Origin of the sequence: Microbacterium sp. STF-2 (assembly GCF_034650155.1) — a bacterium.
GTDB lineage: Bacteria > Actinomycetota > Actinomycetes > Actinomycetales > Microbacteriaceae > Microbacterium > Microbacterium maritypicum_A.
Genome location: NZ_JARKMW010000001.1, coordinates 2,359,964 through 2,382,778, shown reverse-complemented (window position 1 = coordinate 2,382,778; position 22,815 = coordinate 2,359,964). Strand labels below are relative to the sequence as shown.

22 protein-coding genes are annotated in these 22,815 nt (G+C 69.9%); 8 read left to right on the top strand and 14 right to left on the bottom strand.

All coding sequences use genetic code 11. The features are described from left to right. Positions 1-84: 84 nt before the first annotated feature. From MicroSTF_RS11505 to MicroSTF_RS11465, 9 genes are all read right to left on the bottom strand, one after another. Positions 85-1,596, bottom strand: coding sequence for a hypothetical protein (locus MicroSTF_RS11505; RefSeq protein ID WP_322955710.1), 1,512 nt, complete (start codon positions 1,594-1,596; stop codon positions 85-87). Positions 1,597-1,707: 111 nt separating this feature from the next. After that, a complete protein-coding gene (locus MicroSTF_RS11500) occupies positions 1,708-2,433 on the bottom strand; it encodes a cytochrome c biogenesis CcdA family protein (RefSeq protein WP_322955709.1) in 726 nt (241 codons plus the stop codon). After that, complete coding sequence (locus MicroSTF_RS11495) at positions 2,433-3,062, bottom strand: TlpA disulfide reductase family protein (protein WP_322955706.1); 630 nt, start codon at positions 3,060-3,062, stop codon at positions 2,433-2,435. Before MicroSTF_RS11495 ends, MicroSTF_RS11500 begins: the two co-directional genes overlap by 1 nt. Positions 3,063-3,081: 19 nt before the next feature. Beyond that, complete coding sequence (locus MicroSTF_RS11490; protein ID WP_215487172.1) at positions 3,082-3,357, bottom strand: hypothetical protein; 276 nt, start codon at positions 3,355-3,357, stop codon at positions 3,082-3,084. A gap of 27 nt (positions 3,358-3,384) precedes the next feature. After that, on the bottom strand, positions 3,385-4,380 hold the full coding sequence (ccsB, locus tag MicroSTF_RS11485) for a c-type cytochrome biogenesis protein CcsB (protein WP_215487173.1): 996 nt from the start codon (positions 4,378-4,380) through the stop codon (positions 3,385-3,387). Then, a complete protein-coding gene (resB, locus tag MicroSTF_RS11480) occupies positions 4,364-6,010 on the bottom strand; it encodes a cytochrome c biogenesis protein ResB (RefSeq protein WP_322955701.1) in 1,647 nt (548 codons plus the stop codon). The genes ccsB and resB overlap by 17 nt, the downstream gene beginning before the upstream one ends. Next, complete coding sequence (gene lgt, locus MicroSTF_RS11475) at positions 5,988-6,878, bottom strand: prolipoprotein diacylglyceryl transferase (protein ID WP_322955700.1); 891 nt, start codon at positions 6,876-6,878, stop codon at positions 5,988-5,990. The genes resB and lgt overlap by 23 nt, the downstream gene beginning before the upstream one ends. Then, the gene (locus MicroSTF_RS11470; RefSeq protein ID WP_322955698.1) at positions 6,878-7,720 is read right to left on the bottom strand and encodes a M23 family metallopeptidase; all 843 of its coding nucleotides are present in this window, start codon (positions 7,718-7,720) and stop codon (positions 6,878-6,880) included. Before MicroSTF_RS11470 ends, lgt begins: the two co-directional genes overlap by 1 nt. A gap of 223 nt (positions 7,721-7,943) precedes the next feature. Further along, entirely contained in the window at positions 7,944-8,399 is a 456-nt protein-coding gene (locus tag MicroSTF_RS11465; RefSeq protein WP_056207388.1) for a DUF6153 family protein, read from the bottom strand. Positions 8,400-8,564: 165 nt separating this feature from the next. Here MicroSTF_RS11465 and MicroSTF_RS11460 point away from each other — a divergent pair, with 165 nt between their 5' ends. The 6 genes from MicroSTF_RS11460 (at position 8,565) to MicroSTF_RS11435 (ending at position 17,379) form a co-directional block, all read left to right on the top strand. Beyond that, positions 8,565-9,035 (top strand): DUF6153 family protein, encoded by a 471-nt coding sequence (locus tag MicroSTF_RS11460; protein WP_036286051.1) that lies wholly within the window; start codon positions 8,565-8,567, stop codon positions 9,033-9,035. Between the two features lie 100 nt (positions 9,036-9,135). Next, the gene (locus MicroSTF_RS11455) at positions 9,136-9,750 is read left to right on the top strand and encodes a DUF305 domain-containing protein (RefSeq protein ID WP_322955685.1); all 615 of its coding nucleotides are present in this window, start codon (positions 9,136-9,138) and stop codon (positions 9,748-9,750) included. Positions 9,751-9,866: 116 nt separating this feature from the next. Then, a complete protein-coding gene (locus MicroSTF_RS11450) occupies positions 9,867-10,727 on the top strand; it encodes a F510_1955 family glycosylhydrolase (RefSeq protein ID WP_322955683.1) in 861 nt (286 codons plus the stop codon). A 58-nt stretch (positions 10,728-10,785) separates the two neighbouring features. Further along, a complete protein-coding gene (locus MicroSTF_RS11445; RefSeq protein WP_322955681.1) occupies positions 10,786-13,239 on the top strand; it encodes a phosphoketolase family protein in 2,454 nt (817 codons plus the stop codon). After that, positions 13,236-15,857, top strand: a complete 2,622-nt coding sequence (locus MicroSTF_RS11440; protein WP_322955679.1) for a heavy metal translocating P-type ATPase — start codon at positions 13,236-13,238, stop codon at positions 15,855-15,857. The genes MicroSTF_RS11445 and MicroSTF_RS11440 overlap by 4 nt, the downstream gene beginning before the upstream one ends. A gap of 31 nt (positions 15,858-15,888) precedes the next feature. Beyond that, positions 15,889-17,379 carry a multicopper oxidase family protein gene (locus MicroSTF_RS11435; RefSeq protein ID WP_322955677.1) on the top strand — a complete coding sequence of 497 codons (1,491 nt, stop codon included), beginning with the start codon at positions 15,889-15,891 and terminating at the stop codon, positions 17,377-17,379. 213 nt (positions 17,380-17,592) lie between these two features. On the opposite strand, the gene MicroSTF_RS11430 is transcribed toward MicroSTF_RS11435, so the two are convergent. After that, on the bottom strand, positions 17,593-17,793 hold the full coding sequence (locus tag MicroSTF_RS11430; protein ID WP_051668214.1) for a hypothetical protein: 201 nt from the start codon (positions 17,791-17,793) through the stop codon (positions 17,593-17,595). A gap of 276 nt (positions 17,794-18,069) precedes the next feature. On the opposite strand from MicroSTF_RS11430, the gene MicroSTF_RS11425 reads away from it, so the two are divergent. Then, a complete protein-coding gene (locus MicroSTF_RS11425) occupies positions 18,070-18,513 on the top strand; it encodes a VanZ family protein (RefSeq protein ID WP_021199430.1) in 444 nt (147 codons plus the stop codon). A gap of 21 nt (positions 18,514-18,534) precedes the next feature. Here MicroSTF_RS11425 and MicroSTF_RS11420 read toward each other — a convergent pair whose 3' ends face one another. From MicroSTF_RS11420 to MicroSTF_RS11410, 3 genes are read right to left on the bottom strand one after another with little or no spacing between them, the layout of a single operon-like run. After that, positions 18,535-19,125 carry a DUF2165 domain-containing protein gene (locus tag MicroSTF_RS11420; protein WP_021199431.1) on the bottom strand — a complete coding sequence of 197 codons (591 nt, stop codon included), beginning with the start codon at positions 19,123-19,125 and terminating at the stop codon, positions 18,535-18,537. Between the two features lie 43 nt (positions 19,126-19,168). After that, positions 19,169-20,365: an MFS transporter gene (locus tag MicroSTF_RS11415; RefSeq protein ID WP_322955669.1), complete on the bottom strand. Its 1,197-nt coding sequence runs from the start codon at positions 20,363-20,365 to the stop codon at positions 19,169-19,171. Further along, positions 20,362-20,898 carry a Chromate resistance protein ChrB gene (locus tag MicroSTF_RS11410; RefSeq protein ID WP_167255069.1) on the bottom strand — a complete coding sequence of 179 codons (537 nt, stop codon included), beginning with the start codon at positions 20,896-20,898 and terminating at the stop codon, positions 20,362-20,364. Before MicroSTF_RS11410 ends, MicroSTF_RS11415 begins: the two co-directional genes overlap by 4 nt. Positions 20,899-20,991: 93 nt before the next feature. On the opposite strand from MicroSTF_RS11410, the gene MicroSTF_RS11405 reads away from it, so the two are divergent. Next, entirely contained in the window at positions 20,992-21,606 is a 615-nt protein-coding gene (locus MicroSTF_RS11405; protein ID WP_322955664.1) for a class I SAM-dependent methyltransferase, read from the top strand. A gap of 27 nt (positions 21,607-21,633) precedes the next feature. Here MicroSTF_RS11405 and MicroSTF_RS11400 read toward each other — a convergent pair whose 3' ends face one another. Then, on the bottom strand, positions 21,634-22,770 hold the full coding sequence (locus tag MicroSTF_RS11400) for an epoxide hydrolase (RefSeq protein ID WP_322955662.1): 1,137 nt from the start codon (positions 22,768-22,770) through the stop codon (positions 21,634-21,636). Positions 22,771-22,815: the final 45 nt, after the last annotated feature.

Genomic DNA, 22,815 nt, shown 5'->3' with positions numbered 1-22,815 from the left:
CAGCTGATCGTGCCCGACCGTTTCGGTTGCCGGGGGCCGAGATCGCCCGCCCGCCCGCAACGGGGCGCGGTGACCTCGCCGTGGTCAGGTGGTCGCGGGAGGGAGGACGCGTCGGCGGCGGGCGACGGTGACGGCCGCGGCGACCGTGAGCGCCGCCGAGACGGCGAGGAGCACGGCACCGAGGAGGATCTGCCCCGGTGGCGGGGCGGCGGCGGTGACGGGCTGGTAGAGGTTGCGCTGCTGGCTCGGCGGGCCGGTGAGCTGCTGATCGACGGGCACCCACACTTCGAGGGTGCGTTCGCCGGTGGCGAACTGGGCGTACACGAACCACAGCCCCGGTGACGGCAGCGCCAGTTCCCCGGTGAAGGTGCCGGGAGGCGGGGTGCCGGGTTGCGCGCGCAGCGGCGCGGTGAGGTCCTCTCCGGCGCGGCGGGCGACCAGCCGGGTCGGGGTGAGGTCGGTGTCGTCGTTGAGGCGGATGCCGGTGATGGTGACGGTCAGCTGCCCGGTGCCGTCGCCGGTGACGGTCATCTGTGCGGTGCCGTAGGCGGTGCCCTGGCCGGGGTCGTGCGCCTGCGCGGGTGGCGGCGGGGCGAGGGCGACCAGCAGAAGGGTGAGGGCCGCGGCCGCGGCCCCGGATCGGAGGCGAGTCCCCGGCCGCACGGTGAGGGCGATCATGCTGACGATGATCACCGTGGTGGTGCCGACGGCGGACCAGGCGACGGGTGTGGGTGGGACGCTGCTGATCCCGGTCCCGGAGGCCAGCAGTTGCAGGGTGGTCACGGCGAGGGCGGCCACCGGCCACCGCCACCGGGGGACGGGCAGGGCCAGCAGGAAGAGCCCGGCCACGGCGACCGGCAGGTCGGGGGCGAGCCACCCCGCGCTGGTGAGCAGCACCCACAGCACCACCCGGAACACCAGGTACCCGGCGACGACGAGGACGATGCGGGTGCGGCCGGGGACCAGGGCGGTGATCACCCATGCCGCGCCGAGCGTGGTCGCCAGCAGCAGCGGCAGGTACAGGGTCTCGGTGAACTGGGGCACGTCGGTGTCGTATTCCATCACGATGATCAGTGCCGCCCCCAGCACGCCTGCGGCCAGGGCGATCCGCGGCGGAGCGGGCACGAGCCGGTCGGTGCCGGTGAGCAGGCCGATCAGCACGCACAGGGTGCCGATCACCGATAGCAGGTGCGGGGGCGACCAGAGCACCGCGTCACGCCCGAACGCGGTGTGCCAGAACGCGTCGGCGGGCGCGGCCGCCGCGGTCGCGACCGCCGCGGCGACCGCGAGGGCGAACCCGGGAGTGCGGAACACGGCGGCCACGGAGCGGGTGGCGGCCAGCCGCCGCCACCCCCACCCGGCGATCACGACCCCGACGGTGAGGATCGACGCATACAGCAGCAGGTGCGGGGGGATGAAGGTGCTGTCCCGGCCGAGGGTGGTGTGCCAGGAGTCGTCCCAGTACGCCGACCCGACCCCGGCGGCCGCGGCGGCGGCAGCGACCCAGACGCCCCCGGCCCCCAGCGCCGGGGAACCGCGGGCCGGGTCCGGCTCGGACGGGATGGAGGCGCGGTCACGGGTGCCGTGGGGTCGCATGGTCTGTCCTTTCTCTGATGCGGAGGGCGCCGGTCACTGCGGTCGGCGTTGCCGGGCGGCGTGCCCGCCCGGGGTGCCCGCCCGGGGTGCCCGTCCTGGCGGTCGGTCGTGCTAGAGGGGGAGCACGGTGGCTCCGATGAGGTTCTGGATGCTGGAGATGAGGAGTGACCAGGCTCCGCTGATCATCGCGATGCCGGTGGCGATCATGAGGACCCCGCCGGTGATGTTGATGGTGCGGATGTGGCGGCGCAGGAACGCGATGCTTCCGGTAGCCCAGTTCAGGCCGGCCGCAGCGGCGATGAAGGGCAGCCCCAGACCGAGGCAGTAGGTGACGGCGAGGAGGGCGCCGCGGGCGGGGTTGCCGGTGGTGAGGCTGAGGGCGGAGATCGCGGCGAGGGTGGGGCCCAGGCACGGGGTCCAGCCGAGCCCGAACGCGATGCCGAGCAGGGGAGCTCCGGCCAGCCCGCTGGGTGGGTGGATGGCGGGTTTCGCGGTGCGTTGGAAGAGCCGGAACACGCCGAGGAACACGAGCCCCATCAGCAGGACCACGATCCCGAGGATGCGGGTGAGGAGATCTTGCCAGCGGATGAGCCAGGCCCCGAGGGCGCCGAACGCGGCCCCGTAGCCGATGAACAGGACGGAGAAGCCGAGGGTGAACAGTCCGGTCCCGGCCAGCGCCCGCCACCGGGAGACCCCCGCGGTGGTGGTGCCGGTGAGGTAGCCGAGGTAGCCGGGCACGAGGGGGAGCACGCAGGGGGAGGCGAAGGACACCAGCCCGGCGAGGAGGGCGAGGGGGAGGGCGGCCCAGATGCTGCCGGCGGTGATGATCTCCCCCATCAGGGGCTCGTCTCGGCGAGGATGGTGTCGATGAGAGCGGCGAGGGTGGTGCGGGTGGGGAGTTGCCCGATGATCCGGGCGGCCATCCGGCCGGTGCGGTCCAGGACGATGGTGGTGGGCACGGCGCCGGGGGCGGCTTTCCCGGCGAACGCTGCTTGCACGGTGCCGGTGGTGGCGTCCAGGATCGACGGGTAGGTGATGCCGAACTGGTTCTCGAACGCGGCGGCGGTGTCGGCGCTGTCGCGCACGTTGACGCCGATGAACACGACACCGTCGGGCTGGTAGGTCTGGGCGAGGGCTTCCAGGTCGGGCGCTTCGGCACGGCAGGGCGGGCAGGCGGCGTACCAGAAGTTCACCACGACGACCGAGCCTGCCCACGCGGTGGAATCCGCCTGCTCCCCGGTGCCGGTGGTGCCGGTGAAGGTGACCGGGTCGTCGCGCTGGTCGGCGGGGATCTCCCGCACGGTCTCGTCCGCGGACAGATACCCCGGGGACGGGGAGGAGGACAACAGGCCGGGCGTCTGGGCGGTGCACCCGGCCAGGAGCAGGACGAGCGCGCCGAACACGGCGACCGCGGCGGCGGTGACGGCGCGGCGGGGTGGGCGTGTCAGGGTGGTGGGGGTGCGCATGCGGGATCACTCCGGTCGGTCAGGTGTTCGTGCTCTTGCTGGTGGGGCGGCGGCGGCCGGCGAGGATCGCGCCGGTGATCAGTAGCAGCGCCCCGGTCGGGTACCCGGCGACCAGGTCGAGCCAGCCGGGGGGCTGGCCGGGGCCGAACACTTCCAGGTGCGCGAGCCAGTGGATGATCGCGACGATCGCGCCGGCGGCCATCAGGGCCTGGCCGACCCGGACGAGCAGTCGGTGTCGCCGCCAGGCGCGTTGCGGGTCCTCAGCCGGGGCGGGTCGGGGGGTGGTGCGGGTCATGAGCGGGGTCCTTTCGCAGGGGGCGGGTCACAGTCCGGAGTAGGAGTGCAGGCCGGTGAAGAAGACGTTGACGACGCCGAAGTTGAACAGCACGGCGGCGAAGCCGACGATGCACAGCCAGGCGGCGCGGGTGCCGGCCCAGCCGCGGGTGGCGGTGGCGTGCAGGTATCCGGCGTAAAGCACCCAGATGATGAACGTCCACACCTCTTTCACGTCCCACCCCCAGAACCTGCCCCAGGCGCGGCCGGCCCAGATCGCCCCGGCGATCAGGGTGAAGGTCCACAGGATGAACCCGACGATCGTCAGCCGGTATGCGAGCCGGTCCAGATCCTCCGGCCCGGGCAGACTGTCACGCAGCCGGGTGAGCCGGGAGGGGCGACCCCGGCGGCGGGTGGTGAGCAGGTAGGTGAGGGAGACGAGGAACGCGAGCCCGAAGAACGCGGTCGCCAGCAGCGCGACCAGCACGTGGATGACCAGCCACCCGGATTGCAGGGCGGGCATCAGGGGGACGACGGGGACGTAGAAGCTGACCGTCGCGACGCCGAGCAGCAGCACGGTCAGCCCGAGCACGGCGCTGCCCAGGTACGCCAACCGCACCCGCAGCGACACGGCCAGGAAAGTGGCGATGATCAGCGCGGTGCCGGTGAGGGAGAACTCGAACATGTTCGCCCACGGCACCCGGTCCGCGGCGACCCCGCGCAGCACCACCCCGGCAAGATGGAACACCCAGCCCAGCACGGTCAACGCGAACCCGACCCGCGCCGCCTTCCCCGCACCCCGTCCGCCACCCGGGACAGCGGCGGCGGGTGTGGTGTCGGGGGCGGGGGTGGGGGGTGTGCCTGCCAGGTTCGGGTCGGTGGTGCGGGTGGCGCCGGCGGTGACCGGCACCCGGGCGGTGACCGGGACGGCAGGGGTGCTGGCGCGGCGGGCGAGGTGAAGGGTGTAGGCGACGAACGCGGCGGCGTAGATCGCGATCGCGGAGTACACCAGCAGCAGGGACAGGGCGTCAAGGAACGGGGTCATCAGAGCCTCCTCGAGGGGGTGTGGGGGTCGGGGTGAGGCGGGTGGCGAGGGTGTCGACGGTGGGTTGCAGGCGGGGGTCGTCGCCGCGGGCGAGCCCGGCGACCTCCAGCACCGTGCCGCCGCGGCGGCCGGTGGTTGTGCGGACCCAGAGGCGGCGGCGGGGCACGAACAGGGACAGGGCCAGCCCGGCCATCGCGGCGACCGCGGCGATCAGGGTGGGGGTCTGGGTGGGGTCGGCGGCGATCTCCAGCGACGCGAACCGGGGGATCGGGCCGAGCTCGATCGTGCCCAGCCCGTCCGGCAGCGGAACCGGGGTGCCGGGGACCAGCTGCAGGGCGGGGGTGGGGGTGCCGCGCCCGGCGATCTGGGTGAGGGTGCTGGTATCCAGTGCGTACACCGACACCGGGACCCCGGTGTTCAGGCCCAGGTCGCCGACGTACACGTTGAAGGTGACGACCGGGTCCAGCAGGTCCGGGTAGCTGGACGCGAACGCCCCAGAGGCGGTGGTCGCGCGGGTGGGGTACAGCATCCCGACCAGGCCGACCTGCTCGGCCAGCCCGTCGGGAACCTTCACGATCCCCAGGCTGGTCAGATTCGCGTCCTGCGGCAGGAACGGGACCGTGTCACGGAACACGATCTTCCCGGCCGGGTTTCGGACGGTGAGGCTGGGGGCGTACCCGTTGCCGAGCAGGTAGATGTCGGTGCCGGCCACCGGCAGCGGCTCGTTGACCCGGATGCTGGAGGCCTGCCGGGTGCCGCCTGTGGTGGTGGTGACCTGCGCGTCGAAGCTCTTCGGCATGCCGAGCGCGTTGACGTTGTCCAGGACGTAGTCGACGCGGAACCGGTCCAGGGTGAGGGAGAACGTCGGGATCTGCGTGTCGGTGATGAACCGGCCGGCGGTGAACGAGTCGTACGCGATCCGGGTGGACGCGAACGTCTGCCCCTCCACCAGCACCCGCTGCCCGGTGAACCGGAACCCGCCGCCGACGCCGACCACGACCAGCACCGCCAGCAGCGCCACGTGGAACAGCAGGTTCCCGGTCTCCCGCAGGTAGCCGCGTTCGGCTGCGACCGAGTCCCGTCCGTCGTCGCCGCGGACCCGGCGGGTGCGGTACCGCTGCCGACGCAGCGCCTTCTCGGCCGCGTCCAGGACCGCACCGGGGGGCGTGTCGGGGAGGAGGCGGCGGGTGTGGGCGGGCAGGCGGGACAGGTTGCGGGGGGTGGCCGGGGGCGGGGCGAGCAGCGCGGTCAGGTGGTGGCGGATGCGGGGGATGACGCAGCCGATCAGCGACGCGAACAGCAGCAGGTAGATTGCGGAGAACCACACCGACCCGAACACGTCGTGCAGCTGCAGCAGGTCCACCGCCCACATCCAGCCCGGGTTGGTCTTGTCGAACTGGATCACCCCGTTCGGGTCGGAGGAGCGTTGTGGGACCAACGACCCGGGGATCGCGGCCACCGCGAGCAGCAGCAACAACACCAGGGCGGTGCGCATGCTGGTCAGCTGCCGCCACGCCCACCGCGCCCACCCCGACACGCTCAGGCGCGGATTCGTGGGCTCGTCCACCGGGCGGTCGACGTGATCGGCGGGCAGCTGCGGGGCCTGCTCACTGCGGATCGACACGCGCATCCTCCCTCTCCCGGACGGGTGTGCGGCGGCGGGCGCGCCAGGAGGCGTGGGCGAGCAGCCCGACCCCCAGTGCGGCGGCCACCAGGGCGGTGAGCACGTTCGCTTTCAGCCCGCCGGCGAGCAGCTCGGTGGGATCCAGCCGGATGGACTCCAGCGCCGCCCGCCCTGCCCCGTACCACAGCAGGTACACGCCCAGACTCCGTCCGGCGCCCAACGTAATCCGGCCGTGCCGGCGGCGGTGCTGCTCGAGCAGCACGATCACGGCGGCACCGGCCAGGTTCCACAGCAGCTCGTACAGGAACAGCGGATGAAACAGGGTCCCCGCCGGGGTCCCCGGCGGGATCGCGGGAGCTGAGGGGTCGATCTGCAACCCCCACGGCAAGCTGGTGGGTGGGCCGAACAGTTCCTGGTTGAAGTAGTTCCCCAACCGCCCCACCGCCTGGGCGACCAGCATCCCCGGGGCGAGCGCGTCCAGGAACAGCAGCACCGGGATCCCGGCGCGACGGGTGGCAATCACGATCCCGACCAGCCCGCCCAGGATCGCACCGAAGATCGCGATCCCGCCCTCCCAGATGTAGAGCACCCGCCACAGGTCCGCGCCAGGGAAGAAGTAGTCGCCGGGATGGGTGAGCACATGGTAGATGCGGGCGCCGAGGATCCCGAACGGCACCGCCCACATCGCCACATCCACCACGACCCCGGCCGGGTGCCCGACTGCCCGCAGTCGACGGCCGGTGATCAGCACCGCCAGCACGATCCCGGCCAGGATCGCCAGCGCGTAGAACCGGATCTGGAACGGCCCGACCTGCACGAAGCTGATCCCCGGGCTCGGGATCAGCGCCGGAGCCACAATGAGGAGTGCGTCCATCAGGACCTCACCCTCGCCGGAAGCCACGCCAGCGGGTCCACCGCTTCGCCTCCGGTGCGGATCTCGAAGTGCAGGTGTGCGCCGAAGCTGCGTCCACTGTCCCCGACCCGGCCGACCATCTGCCCCACCCGCACGGTCTGTCCCGGGGTCAGGGCGAGGGACCCTTCCCGCATGTGCGCGTACGCGCTTTCCACGACCTGCCCGTCGATCTCGTGCCGGATCACCACGTACACCCCGTACGCGCCGCCCTGCTCCGTCGCGGTGGTGACCACCCCGTCGGCGATCGCCTGGATCGGGGTGCCGATCCCGGGGGTCATGTCCAGTCCGGCATGGAAATTTGAGCAGGACGGGCATGGCGGGGTGCGATAGCCGAACGTGCTGCTGATCGGCACCCCCACCGTGAACGGCCACTGCACCGCCGACGCCGGGTCATTGGTGAACGTGTCCGCGGTGTGCGCGTACGACTCGGTCCCGACGGGGGCGGTCACCGCCACCGTGTAGTCCCCGCGCACCATCACCGTCCCGGTGACGGTGTCGGGGGTGGTGAACGTCTGGGCGCGCACCGGGGTGCGGGTCGCCTCGACGGCGAACACCGGCTCCGGCGTCAACGGGATCAGCAACGGCAGTCCGGCGATCGACGCGACCGGGAGCATCACCGCGCCGGCGAGCATCCGGGATCGGGTGAGCGTGCGGCGCGGCGCGTGTCGAGGTGTCCGGGCGGCACGGGTGGGCCGACGGCGTCGATCGCGTCGCGTCTGGACGGGTGGGGAAGACAGGGCGGCTCTCGCCGCACGGCGCGTTCCGGTACCGGGAGTCGGGGTGGAGGGGGCGGGTTCGGGCATACAAGACTTTCCTGGATGAGGGGGACGATGAAGGTGCGCACGGTCGCCGTCACACGGTCCAACCGGGAGCCGCGGCCCGGAGTGCACGGCGAGAATCCGGGATCGGATCACCCATGGCGCTGCCGCAGACGGGTCGCGCTCGCCTGCGGGCCGCACATCGTGGACCGTCGGCGACATCACGCGCCGGCGGCGGCTCAGGCGGCGGGCGCGGGCGGGGTGCTGATCAGGTGCGGCTGATCGACAGCACGATCAGGGAGGGCCGCAGAAGAGGCGACCCGGACGTGAACGAGCTCGACCTGCCGGGGAGGGATCGCAGCCACGCCAGCAGCGACATCCACCCGTCCCGGGCCGGGAGCACCAGGATGAGCAGGGTCAGCAACGCGAGCAGACACGTCACGGCAGCGAAAGCATGAGACGTCCCGCAGACCGTCTCATCGCACGAGGGCGTCACCACCCCGCTGACCAGGACATCAGCGGCGGCATCGGGGGCCGCAACGACTGCGGAGGCGGACACGACAGTGCCCGCCTGGTCCTCTTCCAGACTCAGCGAATGCATCGCAAGCAGCCCCGCGATGATCGCGGTCACCGCGGCCAGGTAGAACCACAGGGCACGCCGGGACCCGAGTGCCCGCCGTCGCGCCACCACCTGGTTCACCGTCGACGCCCCTTCCTCGATCACGCCCAGCATACCCCGGGCGGGTAGCCATCCCCGAAGCGATACCCATCCTGGATACCCCGAATGGGTATATGCTGAGTGGTAGGGGGGCACCCGCTCCCGTGCGTGGTGTTCTGACCGTGTCGCGGAGGCAAGGCACCGCTACCCTGGACGGGAAGGAGGTCGGTCGTGAACGTGATTCGCTCGCACGCGCGTCTGACCCCCGGGGTGCGACGGCTCCTGCTGGCCGCTCCGATCGCCCTGGCGATCATCACCGGGCTGCTGTCCATGCACGTCCTGACCGGTTCCCACCAGCCCGCCCTGGCATCAGAGACCAGCGCGATGAGCACGCACAGCCAGGTCGGCTCCGCACCAGCCGCCGCCGACGATACGCCGATGACCGCAGCTGCGGCGGAGGGCGCTGGAGGGCATTGCCAGGACGGGTGCGGCAGCCCTGCGGGGATGCCGGATCACTCGATGCTGATGATGGTGTGCGTGCTGGCGCTGCTGGCCGCGGTGATCGTCCTGCTCGCCCCGACGTCCCGTGCCCTTCTCACATACGCCGTAGCCCGCTCGCGCTCCCATACCCGGACTCTGCTGGTCGGATTGCCGCATCCCCGCCCGCCTTCACTGCTTGTCCTGTCCATCAGTCGCACCTGATTCCGCCTGAACCCCGGCGACCCTTGCCGGGGATGCTGCACCCTGCCCTCCCGGGCACTGAATCAGACCCTCACCGACTGAATAGACAAGGACACCCCTGATGCGTTTTCGTACTCTCACGCTGACCGCCGGCGCCCTGGCCACCGTGCTCGTGCTCGCCGGCTGCGCCCCCACCGACGGCACCATGCCCGGCATGGACCACGGACCCGGGGGGATGACCAGCACCGCCCCCTCCCAGTCCGCCGCCGCGTTCAACGCCGCGGACGAGATGTTCGTGACCATGATGATCCCGCACCACCAGCAGGCCATCGAGATGGCCGATCAAATCCTCGCGAAAGACGGCATCGACGAGCGAGTCGTCTCCCTCGCCGAGCAGATCAAGGCCGCACAGGACCCGGAGATCCAGACTATGAAGGGCTGGCTGGAGGAGTGGGGCGTCCCGTACGACGACTCCATGTCCGGGATGGACGGCATGGACATGGGCGGCGGGATGATGTCGGAGGACGACATGGCCGCTTTGGATGCCGCGACCGGGGTCGAGGCGACCCGCCTGTTCCTGAACGGCATGATCGCTCACCATCAGGGCGCCGTGACGATGGCGCAGTCGGTGCTCACCGACGGGCAGAACACGGACGTGGCCGCCCTCGCGCAGCAGATCATCGACGGGCAGACCGCCGAGATCACCACGATGCAGGACATCCTCGCCAGCCTCTGAACCGGTACCCCTCGGACGGGACCCGCGCTCCGATGCCGGTCCCGTCCGAGGCCCCACCCTCGACCCCTGTGCGGTCACCGGTATCCGGCGTACCCGCACGGAAAGGCTCTCCGTTCATGATCTCTCCCACCACCCGCAGACTGGCGATCACGGCCACCGTCACCGTCGCGCTGCTGCTCACGGGCTGCAGCACCACCCCTGCGGAGCCCGATGCCCCCGCGGGCACCGCGGCCGGGTTCGGGCATGTGCACGGCATCGTCGACGCCGGTGACAGCACCGTGCTGCTGGGCACCCACACCGGCCTGTACACGCTGGGCGAGGACGGCACCGTCACCGGCCCGGTCGGTGGCATCGACCTGGACGCGATGGGACTGACCGCTACCGGTGACACCCTCTACGCGTCCGGGCACCCCGGCCCGTCCACCCCGGCGGAGCTCGGCGCCCCCAACCTCGGCATCATCCGCAGCCTCGACGCCGGCGCCTCGTGGGAACCGGTCGCGTTCACCGGGGAAGAGGACTTCCACGTCCTCACCGTCACCGGCGACGGCACCCTGTACGGGATCGGATCCTCCCGCCCGCTGCTGCGCACCAGCAGCGACGGCGGGCAGAGTTGGGCGGACGGTGCCGAGCTGCCCGCCGTCGACCTGGCCGCCGCGACCGACGGCACCCTGTACGCCGCCACCCAGGACGGGCTGCAGCACAGCACCGACGGTGGCGCCACCTTCACCCCGGCGCCGGACGCGCCAGTGCTGTACCTGGTGGAGACCGACCCAACCGGTGGGGTGGTCGGAGTGGACACCGACGGGACGTTGCGACGCCTAGTCGGCACCGGCTGGGAGAACGTCGGCACCACCACGGGAACCGTCCAAGCCCTCGGGGTCACCGGGGACGGTGCGGTCGTCCTGGTCGATGACCGCGGCGTGGTCTGGATCCGCGACACCACCGCCACCGTTCTCATCCCGGCGGCAACACCATGACCACCGTCATTCGCACCTGGCGCGACCCGAGCGGTCGCGGATCGGAAGGAGACCGACCATGACCCCCACACCGGCACCCTCCGCGTGGGCGCACCGCACCACTGATGCCACCGTCGAGCAGTTGGCGGCGGTGGATGCGTGGTGGCGGGCGGCGAACTATCTGAGCATCGGCCAGATCTACCTGCAGGGTAACCCGCTGCTGCGCCACCGCCTCAGCCGGGACGATATCAAGCCGCGGCTGCTGGGCCATTGGGGCACCACCCCGGGCCTGAACTTCCTCTACGCCCACCTGAACCGTGCCATCCGCGACCGCGACCTGAACACCCTGTACGTGACCGGGCCCGGGCACGGCGGACCCGGCATGGTCGCCAACGCCTACCTGGACGGCACCTACACCGAACGCTACCCGGGCATCGACCGCACCGAAGAGGGGCTGCGGGCGTTGTTCCGGCAGTTCTCCTTCCCCGGCGGGATCCCCTCGCACGCGTCACCCGAGACGCCGGGGTCGATCAACGAGGGCGGCGAGCTGGGCTACTCCCTGGTGCACGCCTACGGGGCCGCGTTCGACAACCCCGACCTGCTGGTCGCCTGCGTGATCGGTGACGGGGAGGCAGAGACCGGGCCGTTGGCGACCGCGTGGCACGGTAACAAGTTCCTCAACCCCGCCGCGGATGGGGTGGTGCTGCCGATCCTGCATCTGAACGGGTACAAGATCGCCAACCCGACCGTGCTGTCCCGCATCCCCGAGGAAGAGCTGGTCGCGCTGCTGCGCGGCTACGGCCATCACCCCCACGTCGTCACGGTCGGCTTCGATGGCGAGACCCCGCAGGAGTCCCACGCGACGTTCGCGGCGGTCCTGGATGCGGTGCTGGATGAGATCGCGGACATCAAGGCCGCCGCGGCGGCCGGGACGCTGGAGGGGCGGCCGGCGTGGCCGGCGATCGTGCTGCGCAGCCCGAAGGGGTGGACCTGCCCGAAGATCATCGACGGTCTGCCGGTGGAGGGCACCTGGCGGGCCCACCAGGTGCCGCTCGCCGAGGTCCGCGACAATCCCGAGCACCTGCGGATCCTCGAGGACTGGCTGGCGTCCTACCGCCCGCACGGGCTGTTCGACGTGATCGGCGCCCCCCGCCCGGCCACGGTCGCGATCGCGCCGGAGGGGGATCGGCGGATGAGCGCGAACCCGGCCGGCAACGGCGGACAACTCACCGTCCCGCTGCGGCTCCCGGACTTCCACAAGCACGCGCAGCCGGTCGACCCGGCCGAGCGGGGTGCGGGAACCGGGGAAGCGACCCGCGTGCTGGGCGAGTGGCTGGCGGGGGTGATCCGGGACAACCCGGACAACTTCCGCATCTTCGGCCCGGACGAGACCGCCTCCAACCGGCTCGCCCCACCCGTCTACCAGGCCACCGGCAAGCAGTGGAACGCGGCCGTGGAGCCCGTCGACGAGCACCTGGCCCCGACTGGGCGGGTGATGGAGGTGCTCAGCGAGCACCAGTGCCAGGGCTGGCTCGAGGGCTACGTCCTTACCGGCCGGCATGGGCTGTTCAACTGCTACGAGGCGTTCACCCACATCGTCGACTCGATGTTCAACCAGCACGCCAAATGGCTCGAAGCGGCCCGGGAGGTGTCGTGGCGGGACCCGATCCCGAGCTTCAACTACCTGCTCTCCAGCCACGTCTGGCGGCAGGACCACAACGGGTTCTCTCACCAGGACCCCGGGTTCATCGACCTCGCCCTGAACAAGAGCCCCGACATCGTCCGCGTCTACCTGCCGTTCGACGCGAACACGCTGCTGTCCACCTACGACCACTGCCTGCGCTCGGCCGGGTACATCAACGTCGTCGTCGCCGGGAAGCAGCCCGCCCCGCAGTGGCTGACGATGGACGAGGCGATCGAGCACTGCACCCGCGGGCTCGGGATCCTGCCGTGGGCGGGCACCGAAACCGAAGGCACCGAGCCGGATGTGGTGCTCGCCGCCGCCGGCGACGTCCCCACCCTCGAGACCCTCGCCGCGGCGGCGCTGCTGCGCGAGCACATCCCCGACCTGAGAGTGCGGGTGGTGAACGTGGTCGACCTGACCCGGCTGCAATCCGAGGACCAGCACCCGCACGGTCTCCCGGACCGGGAGTTCGATGCGATCTTCACTCCCGACAAGCCGGTGATCTTCGCCTACCACGGCTACCCGTGGCTGATCCACCGACTCACCTACAAGCGCGCCGGGCACCAGAACCTGCACGTGCACGGCTTCCAGGAGCGCGGCACCACCACGACCCCGTTCGACATGGTCATGCTCAACGACCTCGACCGGTACCGGCTCGCGATCGACGTCCTCGACCACGTCCCGGGCCTCGCCGCCCGCCACGCCGGCCTGCGGCAGGAGCTGCAGGACGCCCGCCTGCACGCCCGCGCCCACACCCGCGAGCACGGCACCGACATCCCCGCCGTCGCCGACTGGCAATGGCCCCACCCCGACACCACCGACCCCACCCTCGGGAAGGAACCGAAATGAGCGACACCAGAACCGTGACCCTGCAGGTCAGCGGCATGATCCGCGCGACCTCCAAGAACGTCACCGAAGCCCACCTGAGCCGCCAACCCGGGGTGATCGCCGTGGACGCGAACCCGGTCTCGCAGACCGCGACCGTCACCTACGACCCCGAGACCACCTCGGTCGCGCACCTGCAGCAGTGGGTCATCGACTGCGGGTATCACTGCGCCGGCCAGTCCGTCCCCGACCATATCTGCGACCCCGCGCACGACCCGCACGACGAGGGTGCGCACGACCACAGCGCCCACCACGGCCCCGCAGCTGAGGGCGCACAAGAACCGCACGCGAGTCACGACGCGCACGAGGGCCACACGGATGCCACGGGTCACGCCAGCCACGCGGGCAATAAGGGTCCTGCGGGCTATCACGACGACCCCGTCCACGATCACGCCGCTGGCCACGACCACACGCACGCCCCGTCGGCGACGGCGGATGACGGTGAGCATGCCGGTCACCACGTCGAGCACGCCGGTCACACCGCGGCCGCGGGTGGGCACGATCATGGTGCAGCGTCGGGTCACAGTGCGCAGGAGATGATGGGCCACGGTGGGCATCACGGCGGGATGTCGATGGACGCGATGATCCGCGACATGCGCAACCGGTTCCTGGTCGCGCTGATCCTGTCGATCCCGATCACCCTGTGGTCTCCGATCGGGCGGGAGGTGATCGGATTCGAGGTGCCGGCACCGTTCGGGCTGCGCGATGACGTGTTCATGCTGATCCTGTCGCTGCCGGTGATCTTCTACTCGGCGTGGATCTTCTTCGACGGCGCCTACCGGGCGCTGCGCGCGAAGACCCTCGACATGATGGTGCTCGTCGCAGTCGGTGTCGGCGCCGGCTGGCTGTACTCCCTCGCGGTCACCCTCACCGGCGGCGGTGAAGTGTTCTACGAAGCCGCCACGGTGCTTGCCACCTTCGTGCTGCTGGGGCATTGGGTGGAGATGCGCGCCCGCGGCGGCGCGAACGACGCCATCCGCACCCTCCTGGAGCTCGCACCCTCGCAGGCGGTCGTGATCCGTGACGGGCAGGAGGTCGAGATCCCCACCAGCGAGGTCGTCCCGGGGGATCTGATGCTGGTGCGGCCGGGGGCCAAGATCCCCACCGACGGTGTCGTGGAATCCGGAGAGTCCGAGGTGGACGAGTCGATGGTCACCGGCGAGTCCATGCCGGTGGACAAAGCGCCCGGGTCGGAGGTGATCGGAGCGACCGTGAACACCGTCGGCACCCTCCGCGTCACAGCCACCAAAGTCGGCTCGGACACGGCGTTGGCGCAGATCGTGAAGCTCGTGCAGGAGGCGCAGAACTCCAAAGCCCCCGGGCAGCGCCTCGCCGACCGGGCAGCGTTCTGGCTCGTCCTGGTCGCCCTGATCGGCGGCACCCTCACCTTCCTGGTGTGGCTGCTCGCCGGCGCTGCAATCCCGATGGCGATCCTGTTCGCTATCACCGTCGTCGTCATCACCTGCCCCGACGCGCTCGGCCTCGCCACCCCGACGGCGATCATGGTCGGCACCGGGCTCGGCGCGAAACGGGGCGTGTTGTTCAAGAACGCCTCCGGGATCGAAACCGCCGCCCACATCGACACGGTCGTGTTCGACAAGACCGGCACCCTCACCAAGGGGGAGCCGGAGGTCACCGACTACATCCCCGTCGGCGGCGACGAGCTCGAGACTCTCTCCCTCGCGGTCGCGTTGGAGCGGGAATCCGAGCATCCTCTGGCGAAAGCGATCGTGAATTACGCCGACGCCCGCGACATCCCCCGTCGCACCGCGACCGCGTTCCGAAACGTCACCGGGCAGGGCGCGATCGCCACCGTCGACGGTCGACAGGTCGTCCTCGGCAACCCGCGCCTTCTCACCGGGGAGGGGATCGACATCAGCGGGGTGCAGGCCGCTCAGCAGGACCTGGCTGGGTCCGGCCGCACCGCGATCCTGTTCGCCGTGGACGGGCAAGTCGCCGGGATCATCGGTCTCGCCGACGCACCCCGGGACACCGCAAAGACCGCGATCGACGCTCTCCACGAGCAGGGCGTCGAGGTCGCAATGCTCACCGGGGACAACAAGCCCACCGCCGACCGGATCGCCGCTCTCCTCGGCATCGACACCGTGATCGCGGATGTGCTCCCCGAGGACAAGTCCGCGAAGGTCGCCGAGCTGCAGAAGACGGGCAAGAAGGTCGCGATGGTCGGCGACGGCGTCAACGACGCCCCCGCCCTCGCCCAGGCCGACCTCGGCATCGCGATCGGCGCCGGCACCGACGTCGCCATCGAGACCGCCGACGTGGTCCTGATGCGCTCGGACCCGCTCGATGTTGCGATCGCACTCAAGATCGGCAAGGGCACACTGCGAAAGATGCGGCAGAACCTGGGCTGGGCCATCGGATACAACGCCGCCGCCCTCCCCATCGCCGCTGGCGTGTTCTATCCGGCGTTCGGGATCATGCTGTCCCCGGAGATCGCCGCCCTGTCGATGTCCGGTTCCTCCGTGATCGTCGCCGTCAACGCCCTCCTCCTCAAGCGGCTCCGCCTGCCCGCCCAGGCGCCCGCTGCGACGACCATGCAGAAGGAGCCCGAACATGCCTGACCGTCCGCTCTCTCCCACACCGTCCTCCCCGATGCTGCTGACCCGACGAGGTGTGCTCGGACTCGGACTGGGCGCCGTCGCGGCAGCCGTGCTCGCCTCCTGCACCCCCGCGCCGCAATGGGTGACACCCAGCGGCGCAGCGGTGTCCGGCACGGAGAAGAACCGCGGCGGCACCGGCCGAGTCACCACCGTCGACCTCACCGCCGCCCCCACCACGCTCGACCTGGCCGGTACCGCCGCCGGCACCTGGGCGTTCGGAGGTATCCCCGCCCCGGTAATCCGGCTCACCGCAGGCGACACGCTGAAAGCGACCGTCCGCAACCAGCTCGACGCGGACACCTCCGTGCACTGGCACGGACTCGCCCTCCGCAACGACATGGATGGGGTCCCTCCGGTAACCCAAGCCCCCATCGCCCCGGGCGGACAGTTCGCATACGAGTTCGTCACCCCGCATCCGGGCACCTACTGGTTCCACCCCCACGTCGGCCCGCAACTGGACCACGGCCTCTACGGTGCGCTCATCATCGACGACCCGGACGAGAAGGTGACGTGGGACGACGAATGGGTGCTGATCCTCGACGACTGGCTCGACGGGGTCACCGCTACCCCCGACCAGGTCCTCACCGACCTCTCGGCGGGGATGGGAAACATGGGCGGGATGGGCGACATGTTCATGCGGATGGGAAACATGCTCATGGGCGCCACTTCCGACTTGCTCGGCGGTGACGCTGGCGACGTCTACTACCCCCACTATCTGATCAACGGGAAACCCCCCGCCGACCCTGCCCAGTTCACTGGCACCCCCGGCAACGTGGTACGCATCCGCCTCATCAATGCGGGCAGCGACACCGCGTTCCGGTTCGCGATGGGTGGTCACGCGCTGACGATTACGCACACTGATGGATTCCCTGTCGAGCCGGTGGAGGTCGACAGCATCCTGCTCGGGATGGGCGAACGTTACGACGTGCAGGTAACACTCGGCGACGGGGTCTTCCCGGTCGTGGCAGAAGCTGAAGGAAAACGAGACCGCGCGTTCGCGTTGGTCCGCACTGGTAGCGGCACCGCGCCGATGAGCGACGTCGAGGTTTCGGAACTGGATAGCCGTCAGGTGGGGACAGCGCAGAATCTGACCGCCGCCGCCGAGGTTGCCCTGAGCCGGACCACCCCAGACCGGCTGATCGACCTCACACTGACGGGCGGGATGGCGGCCTACGACTGGGGAATCGACGGGCGCCAATTCGACATGACCGACCCTTTGCGGGACGTGCACGCCATCAGCAAGGGGGAACGGGTTCAGCTACGGATCCGGAACGACACCAAGATGTGGCATCCGTTCCACCTGCACGGCCACACCTACCAGCACGCGAACGGCGGCCCCCGGAAGGACACCTCCATCATCCTCCCGGGCCAGACCCTGACAGTCGACTTCGACGCCGACAACCCCGGCCAGTGGGTCGCGCACTGCCACAACATCTACCACGCCGAGACCGGCATGACCACGGTGCTCGGATACCAGTCATGAACCGCGCGTTCATCCCCAGCACGGGAGGATGATCGCGCGGGCGATCGGACGGCGGCGGCGGACGTCAAGTCTAGTGGACTTCCTACTCTTATGTAGGGATCTGCCATTTCGCGCGGAATCCTGCTGACGAAACTGCTGCCAATTAGCGTGGAATCCCCGAGTTCTCCGCCACCTTGACCGGGAACCTACACAACTGAGCGTCGGCTCCGTCGCTCACAGCGGGGTGGGAGCGAGGGGAGTGAAGTCGAGGGGATCCGGTTCGCGGTCGCCTCGACGAAGCCATTCGATCGCTTCATAGAGGTCGTCACCTATGCGCGTCAGTGAGTTGAAGCGAGACGTGTGGAAGATCGGCAGTTCGCCGTCGTCGTCTCGGGCACCGGTGTCCCAGGCGAGGTAGTCGCCGTTCTCGCTCATCGCGAAGACGACGAGGCGCTCTGCGATGCTCCAGGAGCCGTCGGGTTCGATCTTCCAGTCGTACCCTTCGGCCCGCCCTTCCCGGAAGTCACGGTGCAGCGCCCCGGTCAGGTATCAGCCCCGACCCACCACGCCGTCGCCGAATCCGGAGGGGACCGGCGTGTAGATGAGCCAGAGCCCGACGGTCAGATTCCATCGCGGTTCGCTCTCCACCCCCGAATGCTACCGACCGAAACGCATACGCTCACGCAACATCGGATGCGGTGAGGTGGGCGTATGGCTCACTCCGCTCACTCTCGCCCGTCGTCCGGCCCGCGGTTCCTCGTCGCGGGCCTCGCGGCTCTGGCGGTCGTCGCCGTCACGCTGACGCCGCGCCGGTTCGCGAGCCCTGCTCGTGCGCTCTTCATGGACCTCGCCCATGTCTTCGCGGCGCCTCTGGTCGAGCCGATGACCTTCATCGAGGTGGAGAGCACCCTCAACGCACTGCTCTTCGTCCCTCTCGGAGCCGCGGTGGCGCTTGCGCTCAGCCGGCGGCTCTGGATGCTCGCGCCCGTGCTCGTCTTCTGTGCGTCGTTCGCGATCGAGAGTGTCCAGGCCGCGATCCCTGGGCGTGTCCCTGACGTGCAGGACATCGTGTGGAACACGATCGGCGGGATCATCGGCGCCGTCGCGGTGGGAATCGTGCGAGGGCTCTGGGCCCTGGGGCGACGGCGTTCGTGAGGACGCCGTGGGCCCACGCGCCTATCGGGCGGCGTCGCGCCGAGGCGGAGCGTCATCCCATCGGGGTGACGGGAGGTGCAGCAGCACCAGACCGATGCCGGCGATCACGGAGTTGCGGAAGGCGGGGTCGAGCCCGTTCCACGACGTGGAGCGCCACATCTGGAACCACTCGCCGCCGATGGAGATGAATCCGCCCACGAAGAGCAGGATGATCATCACGAGTCCGATCGACGACCACACGCGGGCGGCGTGGAAGCCGTGGCCGAGGAATCCGCGCACGAAGAACACGACCGCGACGATCAGGACGATCGCGCTCAGCGACTCCCAGATGATCACGCCGATGTACGCGATGTTCCACAGCACGGGATTGTCGATCGCCCGCCACATCACGTCAGGGTCGAGACCTTTTCCGGCATCCTGACCGAAGTTCGTGGTGTCCATCGCCAGCACATGCTGCACGAAGTCGAAGTTCGTGCCGTAGTCGGTGATGTTGCCGAGGGCGACGAGGAAGATGTAGAGCCCGTTCACGAGGACGAGCGCGGCTGCGGCGAAGGGCAGCGAGCCGAGCAGGTGCCAACGAGGTGAGCGCAGCGGTGCGTCGGTCGTAGTCATGACCAGACAGTATCGGTCGGCTGTCCTCGCGTCGAGGATGGCCTCAGTCACGCGGTCGACGGGGATCCCGGGTCGTTTCCGGGAAGCGTGGGAGCATCCGCGTCGACACTCCGGCCGCCGCGACGACGAGTGCGAGCGCGGCGAGTCCGATCGGCAGTGTCGCAGCGACCGCGATGCCGCCGACGAGCACGGGCCCGCCGGCATCCCCGAGTTCGCGCCCGAGCTCCGCCGTGCCCATCGTGCGGCCCATACGCTCGTGCGGTGTCGTGTCGGCGAGGTGTGCGAACGCGAATGGTGTGGCGAAGCCGATCCCGATTCCGAGAAGTCCCGCGGCGACGTAGAGCCCGGGCAGTGCGGGGACGAGTGCGGCCGTCATGGTGCCGGTGGTGATGGTCGCAAGGCCCAGCGCCATCCCCGCTCGATCGCTCATATGGGCGCTGTCGCGCAGTCTTCCCGCCCAGGGTTGAGTGAGCGTCGAACTCAGTGCCAGGACGGACGCGAGCGCGATGCTCGCGAGCAATGGCGCGTCCTGGCCGCTCGCCATGGCGGGGAGGAAGCCGATCGATGCGCCGAGTGCCCCTGTGGAGGCTGCCAGGGCCAGGGTAGGCACGAGGAACCCCCGCTCGGTCGTCTGGCGGACGAGGTCTGCGACGGTGTAACGCGGGCGCGGGAGGGGATCGAGGCGGGGGAGGGTGGCCGCCACCCAGAACGCGGTCAGGATCGCGACGGCGCTCAGAATGGTGAAGAGGAGCGCGAAGCCACCCGTGAAGATCAGTGCGGCGCCGATGAGTGGACCCAGCGTGTAGCCGAGTCCCTTCCAGGAACCGTATCTGCCGAAGTATCGCCCCTTCGCGCCCGGGGCTGCGAGCCGTGCGACCGTTGCAGAAGAGGCCGGCGAGAATGCCGACGCCGCCGCGCCCTGCCCGAGCCGCGCGACGGCGAGGGCGATGGTGTTCGACGACCACAGCCCCACGAGCGACACGATCCCGAAGGCGAGGAGCCCGAAGACGATCACGGGTTTGGCGCCGATGCGGTCGGCCAGCGAACCGAAAACCGGCTTGAGGAACACCTCGGCGAGGTCGTAGACAGCCAGGAGCGCGCCCATCCGCAGGAGGTCGAGACCAATGTCCTGCCCCGTCGCCCCGATGCCGGCCGCGATGCTGTGGGCGCCGAACGCAGTGACGAACCCCGCGGCGTAGAGCGGGGCGATCGTCCGCGCGGCGACCGCCGGCTCGCTCACGCGTGAACGGCCTGGTAGACGAGGTCCGTGAACCGCGCGAGCTCGGCGACACATGTGGCGAGTTCGCGGTCGGCCTCCTTGGATGAAGGGGATCCGAACACGTCGCGGCTGCGAATGGTGCGATGCCACCGCTGCAGGCGATCGAGGCTCTGCTCCTCCTCTTCGAGCTCGGCAAGAGTGAACTTCTTCTTGTCGATCTCGCGCGCGATCTCGGCCTCGTACTTCTTGCAGTCGGCGATGAACTCCGTCCAGTCATCGGCCCGCGCAGCATCGAAGAGTTCTCGAAGCGCGGCGGTGTCGCCCCCGTCTGCCTGGGTGCGGAGTACGAGGATGGCGCCGTCGCCGCGCTGAGCGAGGGCGCGGGCGCGCTCGACTCCCGCGACGCACGCCGGAACCTCCGGGACCACCCAGGTTCCCTGCCCCGCAGGGACCGCTCCGAACTGGCGCAGCTCTCGCCAGACCGCGACACGGTGCCTCGAGGGAGTTGCGGGCACCTGGACCAGGAGCACGAGCCAACGATCGAGATTCGTCACAGTGAGAATGTAACAGTCGTTACATCCCTTCGGTGAAGAGTTGCCGGATACCGTGGAGGGAAGCGATCGCGAGCAGACAGGGAGGGGCGAGCCTTGGCGAATGACTCCGGGAGCGACGTGCGCATCCGCGACGGCTATGCCGCGCGTGCCACCGAGTACACGGAGCTGTTCGGTGACATCGGGCAGATGGATGACATCGACCGGGAGCGCATCGGACGCTGGGCGGATGGCATCGACGGGCGCATTCTCGATGTCGGCTGCGGACCCGGGCACTGGACCGCCTTCCTCGTCGATCGAGGCGCTGACGCCGAGGGCATCGACCTCGTGCCGGAATTCGTCGACGATGCCTCCGCACGGTTCCCGCAGGTGCCGTATCGGGTGGCGTCACTGACCGACGCCGACGTCCCGGCGGGCTCACTCGGTGGCGTGCTCGCCTGGTACTCGCTGATCCATGCGGCTCCGGATGAGTTGCCGTCCCTGCTCGCGGCCGCTCGGCGCGCGATCCGCGAGGGCGGTCACCTGCTGATCGGGTTCTTCGACGGGAAGGACGGCGAACCTTTCCCGCACGCGGTCACCACGGCGCACTACTGGTCGGTGGACGGGATGTCGGCGCTGCTCGAATGCGCGGGGTTCTCCGTACTCGACAGCGATGCGCGGGTACAGGACGGACGGCGTCCGCACGCGTCGATCAGCGCCGTCGCGTTCTGATCGCAGCGTGCGGACGTGCGGTGTCGATCAGGCGAGACTGCGGAAGAACTTCCGGATGTCCGCGGCGAGAAGCTCCGGCTCCTCCATCGCCGGGAAGTGCCCGCCCTCGGTGAACTCGCTCCAATGGCTGATCGCACCGGTCGGATCCATCGTGCGCCGAATGAGCGGATGCGCGTCGAAGACAGCCCAGCCGGCCGGTACCCCTGCCGGCACGGCGAAGTCGAGCTCGGCGTGCTCGGACTCGTAGAAGAACTGAGCGATTGAAGCGCCACTGCGGGTGAACCAGTACAGGCTGACATTCGTCAGGAGCTGGTCGCGATCGACGTCCGGTGCCCGGTGGCCGCTGTCGATCCTGCGGGCGAACTTCTCGACGATCCACGCGAGCTGACCGACGGGCGAGTCCGTGAGCGCCGGTCCGATCGTGTCCGGTCGATGGTTGTGCATGCCGATGTAGCCGCGCTCTGCCGCACTCGCGACGTGTGCGGCCTCGAGCTGGGCGAGTTCTTCCTCTGACAGGCCCTCGGGGGCGGGGAACATGTTGCCGACCAGCCCGAGCCATACGCGGTCGCTGCCGAAGTGGGTGCCGATGACGCGGTCGGGGTGGATCCCTGCAAGTCGTCCGGTGATGCCCGTGCCGACGTCGGTGCCGTGGGTCCCGAACCGGTCGTAGCCGAAGCGTGTCATGATCTCGGCGTATGCTTCCGCCGTCCGTGCGAGGTCCCACCCGGTACCGGACAGCGGGTTCGAGAAGCCCAGGCCGGGCAACGACGGGATGACCACGTGGAACTCGTCGGTCAGCAACGGGATCAGTCGTAGGTACTCGACGAACGACGCCGGCCAACTGTCGCTGAGGAGCAGCGGCGTGGCCTGCGGGTTCGTCGACCGCGCGTGGAGCACGTGGAACGTCTGGCCTTCGATGACCGTGGTGAACTGCTCGTGCATGTTGAGGGTCGCCTCCTGCGCCCGCCAGTCGAAGCCGTCGCGCCAGTACTCGGCGAGCTCCTTCAGATACGGAAGCGGGGTGCCCCGACGGAAGTCGGCGCGATCGTCTCGACCGGGCACGGCAAGCGGCCACTGTGTACGGGTCAGGCGATCGTGAAGATCATCGACGGCGCTGTGCGGGATGTCGATGCGGAAAGGGGTGAGAGAGGTGTTCTGGGTCATGCTGTTCACGCTCTCAGGCAATGCGGAAGACCAGCTTCCGCATTT

What these genes read in the sequence shown, in the direction of transcription:
- MicroSTF_RS11505 (WP_322955710.1), bottom strand. Translation starts at nt 1,596, where the DNA reads ATGCGACCCCACGGCACCCGTGACCGCGCCTCCATCCCGTCCGAGCCG.
- MicroSTF_RS11500 (WP_322955709.1), bottom strand. Translation starts at nt 2,433, where the DNA reads ATGGGGGAGATCATCACCGCCGGCAGCATCTGGGCCGCCCTCCCCCTC.
- MicroSTF_RS11495 (WP_322955706.1), bottom strand. Translation starts at nt 3,062, where the DNA reads ATGCGCACCCCCACCACCCTGACACGCCCACCCCGCCGCGCCGTCACC.
- MicroSTF_RS11490 (WP_215487172.1), bottom strand. Translation starts at nt 3,357, where the DNA reads ATGACCCGCACCACCCCCCGACCCGCCCCGGCTGAGGACCCGCAACGC.
- ccsB (WP_215487173.1), bottom strand. Translation starts at nt 4,380, where the DNA reads ATGACCCCGTTCCTTGACGCCCTGTCCCTGCTGCTGGTGTACTCCGCG.
- resB (WP_322955701.1), bottom strand. Translation starts at nt 6,010, where the DNA reads ATGCGCGTGTCGATCCGCAGTGAGCAGGCCCCGCAGCTGCCCGCCGAT.
- lgt (WP_322955700.1), bottom strand. Translation starts at nt 6,878, where the DNA reads ATGGACGCACTCCTCATTGTGGCTCCGGCGCTGATCCCGAGCCCGGGG.
- MicroSTF_RS11470 (WP_322955698.1), bottom strand. Translation starts at nt 7,720, where the DNA reads ATGCCCGAACCCGCCCCCTCCACCCCGACTCCCGGTACCGGAACGCGC.
- MicroSTF_RS11455 (WP_322955685.1), top strand. Translation starts at nt 9,136, where the DNA reads ATGCGTTTTCGTACTCTCACGCTGACCGCCGGCGCCCTGGCCACCGTG.
- MicroSTF_RS11450 (WP_322955683.1), top strand. Translation starts at nt 9,867, where the DNA reads ATGATCTCTCCCACCACCCGCAGACTGGCGATCACGGCCACCGTCACC.
- MicroSTF_RS11445 (WP_322955681.1), top strand. Translation starts at nt 10,786, where the DNA reads ATGACCCCCACACCGGCACCCTCCGCGTGGGCGCACCGCACCACTGAT.
- MicroSTF_RS11440 (WP_322955679.1), top strand. Translation starts at nt 13,236, where the DNA reads ATGAGCGACACCAGAACCGTGACCCTGCAGGTCAGCGGCATGATCCGC.
- MicroSTF_RS11435 (WP_322955677.1), top strand. Translation starts at nt 15,889, where the DNA reads ATGCTGCTGACCCGACGAGGTGTGCTCGGACTCGGACTGGGCGCCGTC.
- MicroSTF_RS11430 (WP_051668214.1), bottom strand. Translation starts at nt 17,793, where the DNA reads ATGAGCGAGAACGGCGACTACCTCGCCTGGGACACCGGTGCCCGAGAC.
- MicroSTF_RS11425 (WP_021199430.1), top strand. Translation starts at nt 18,070, where the DNA reads ATGGCTCACTCCGCTCACTCTCGCCCGTCGTCCGGCCCGCGGTTCCTC.
- MicroSTF_RS11420 (WP_021199431.1), bottom strand. Translation starts at nt 19,125, where the DNA reads ATGACTACGACCGACGCACCGCTGCGCTCACCTCGTTGGCACCTGCTC.
- MicroSTF_RS11400 (WP_322955662.1), bottom strand. Translation starts at nt 22,770, where the DNA reads ATGACCCAGAACACCTCTCTCACCCCTTTCCGCATCGACATCCCGCAC.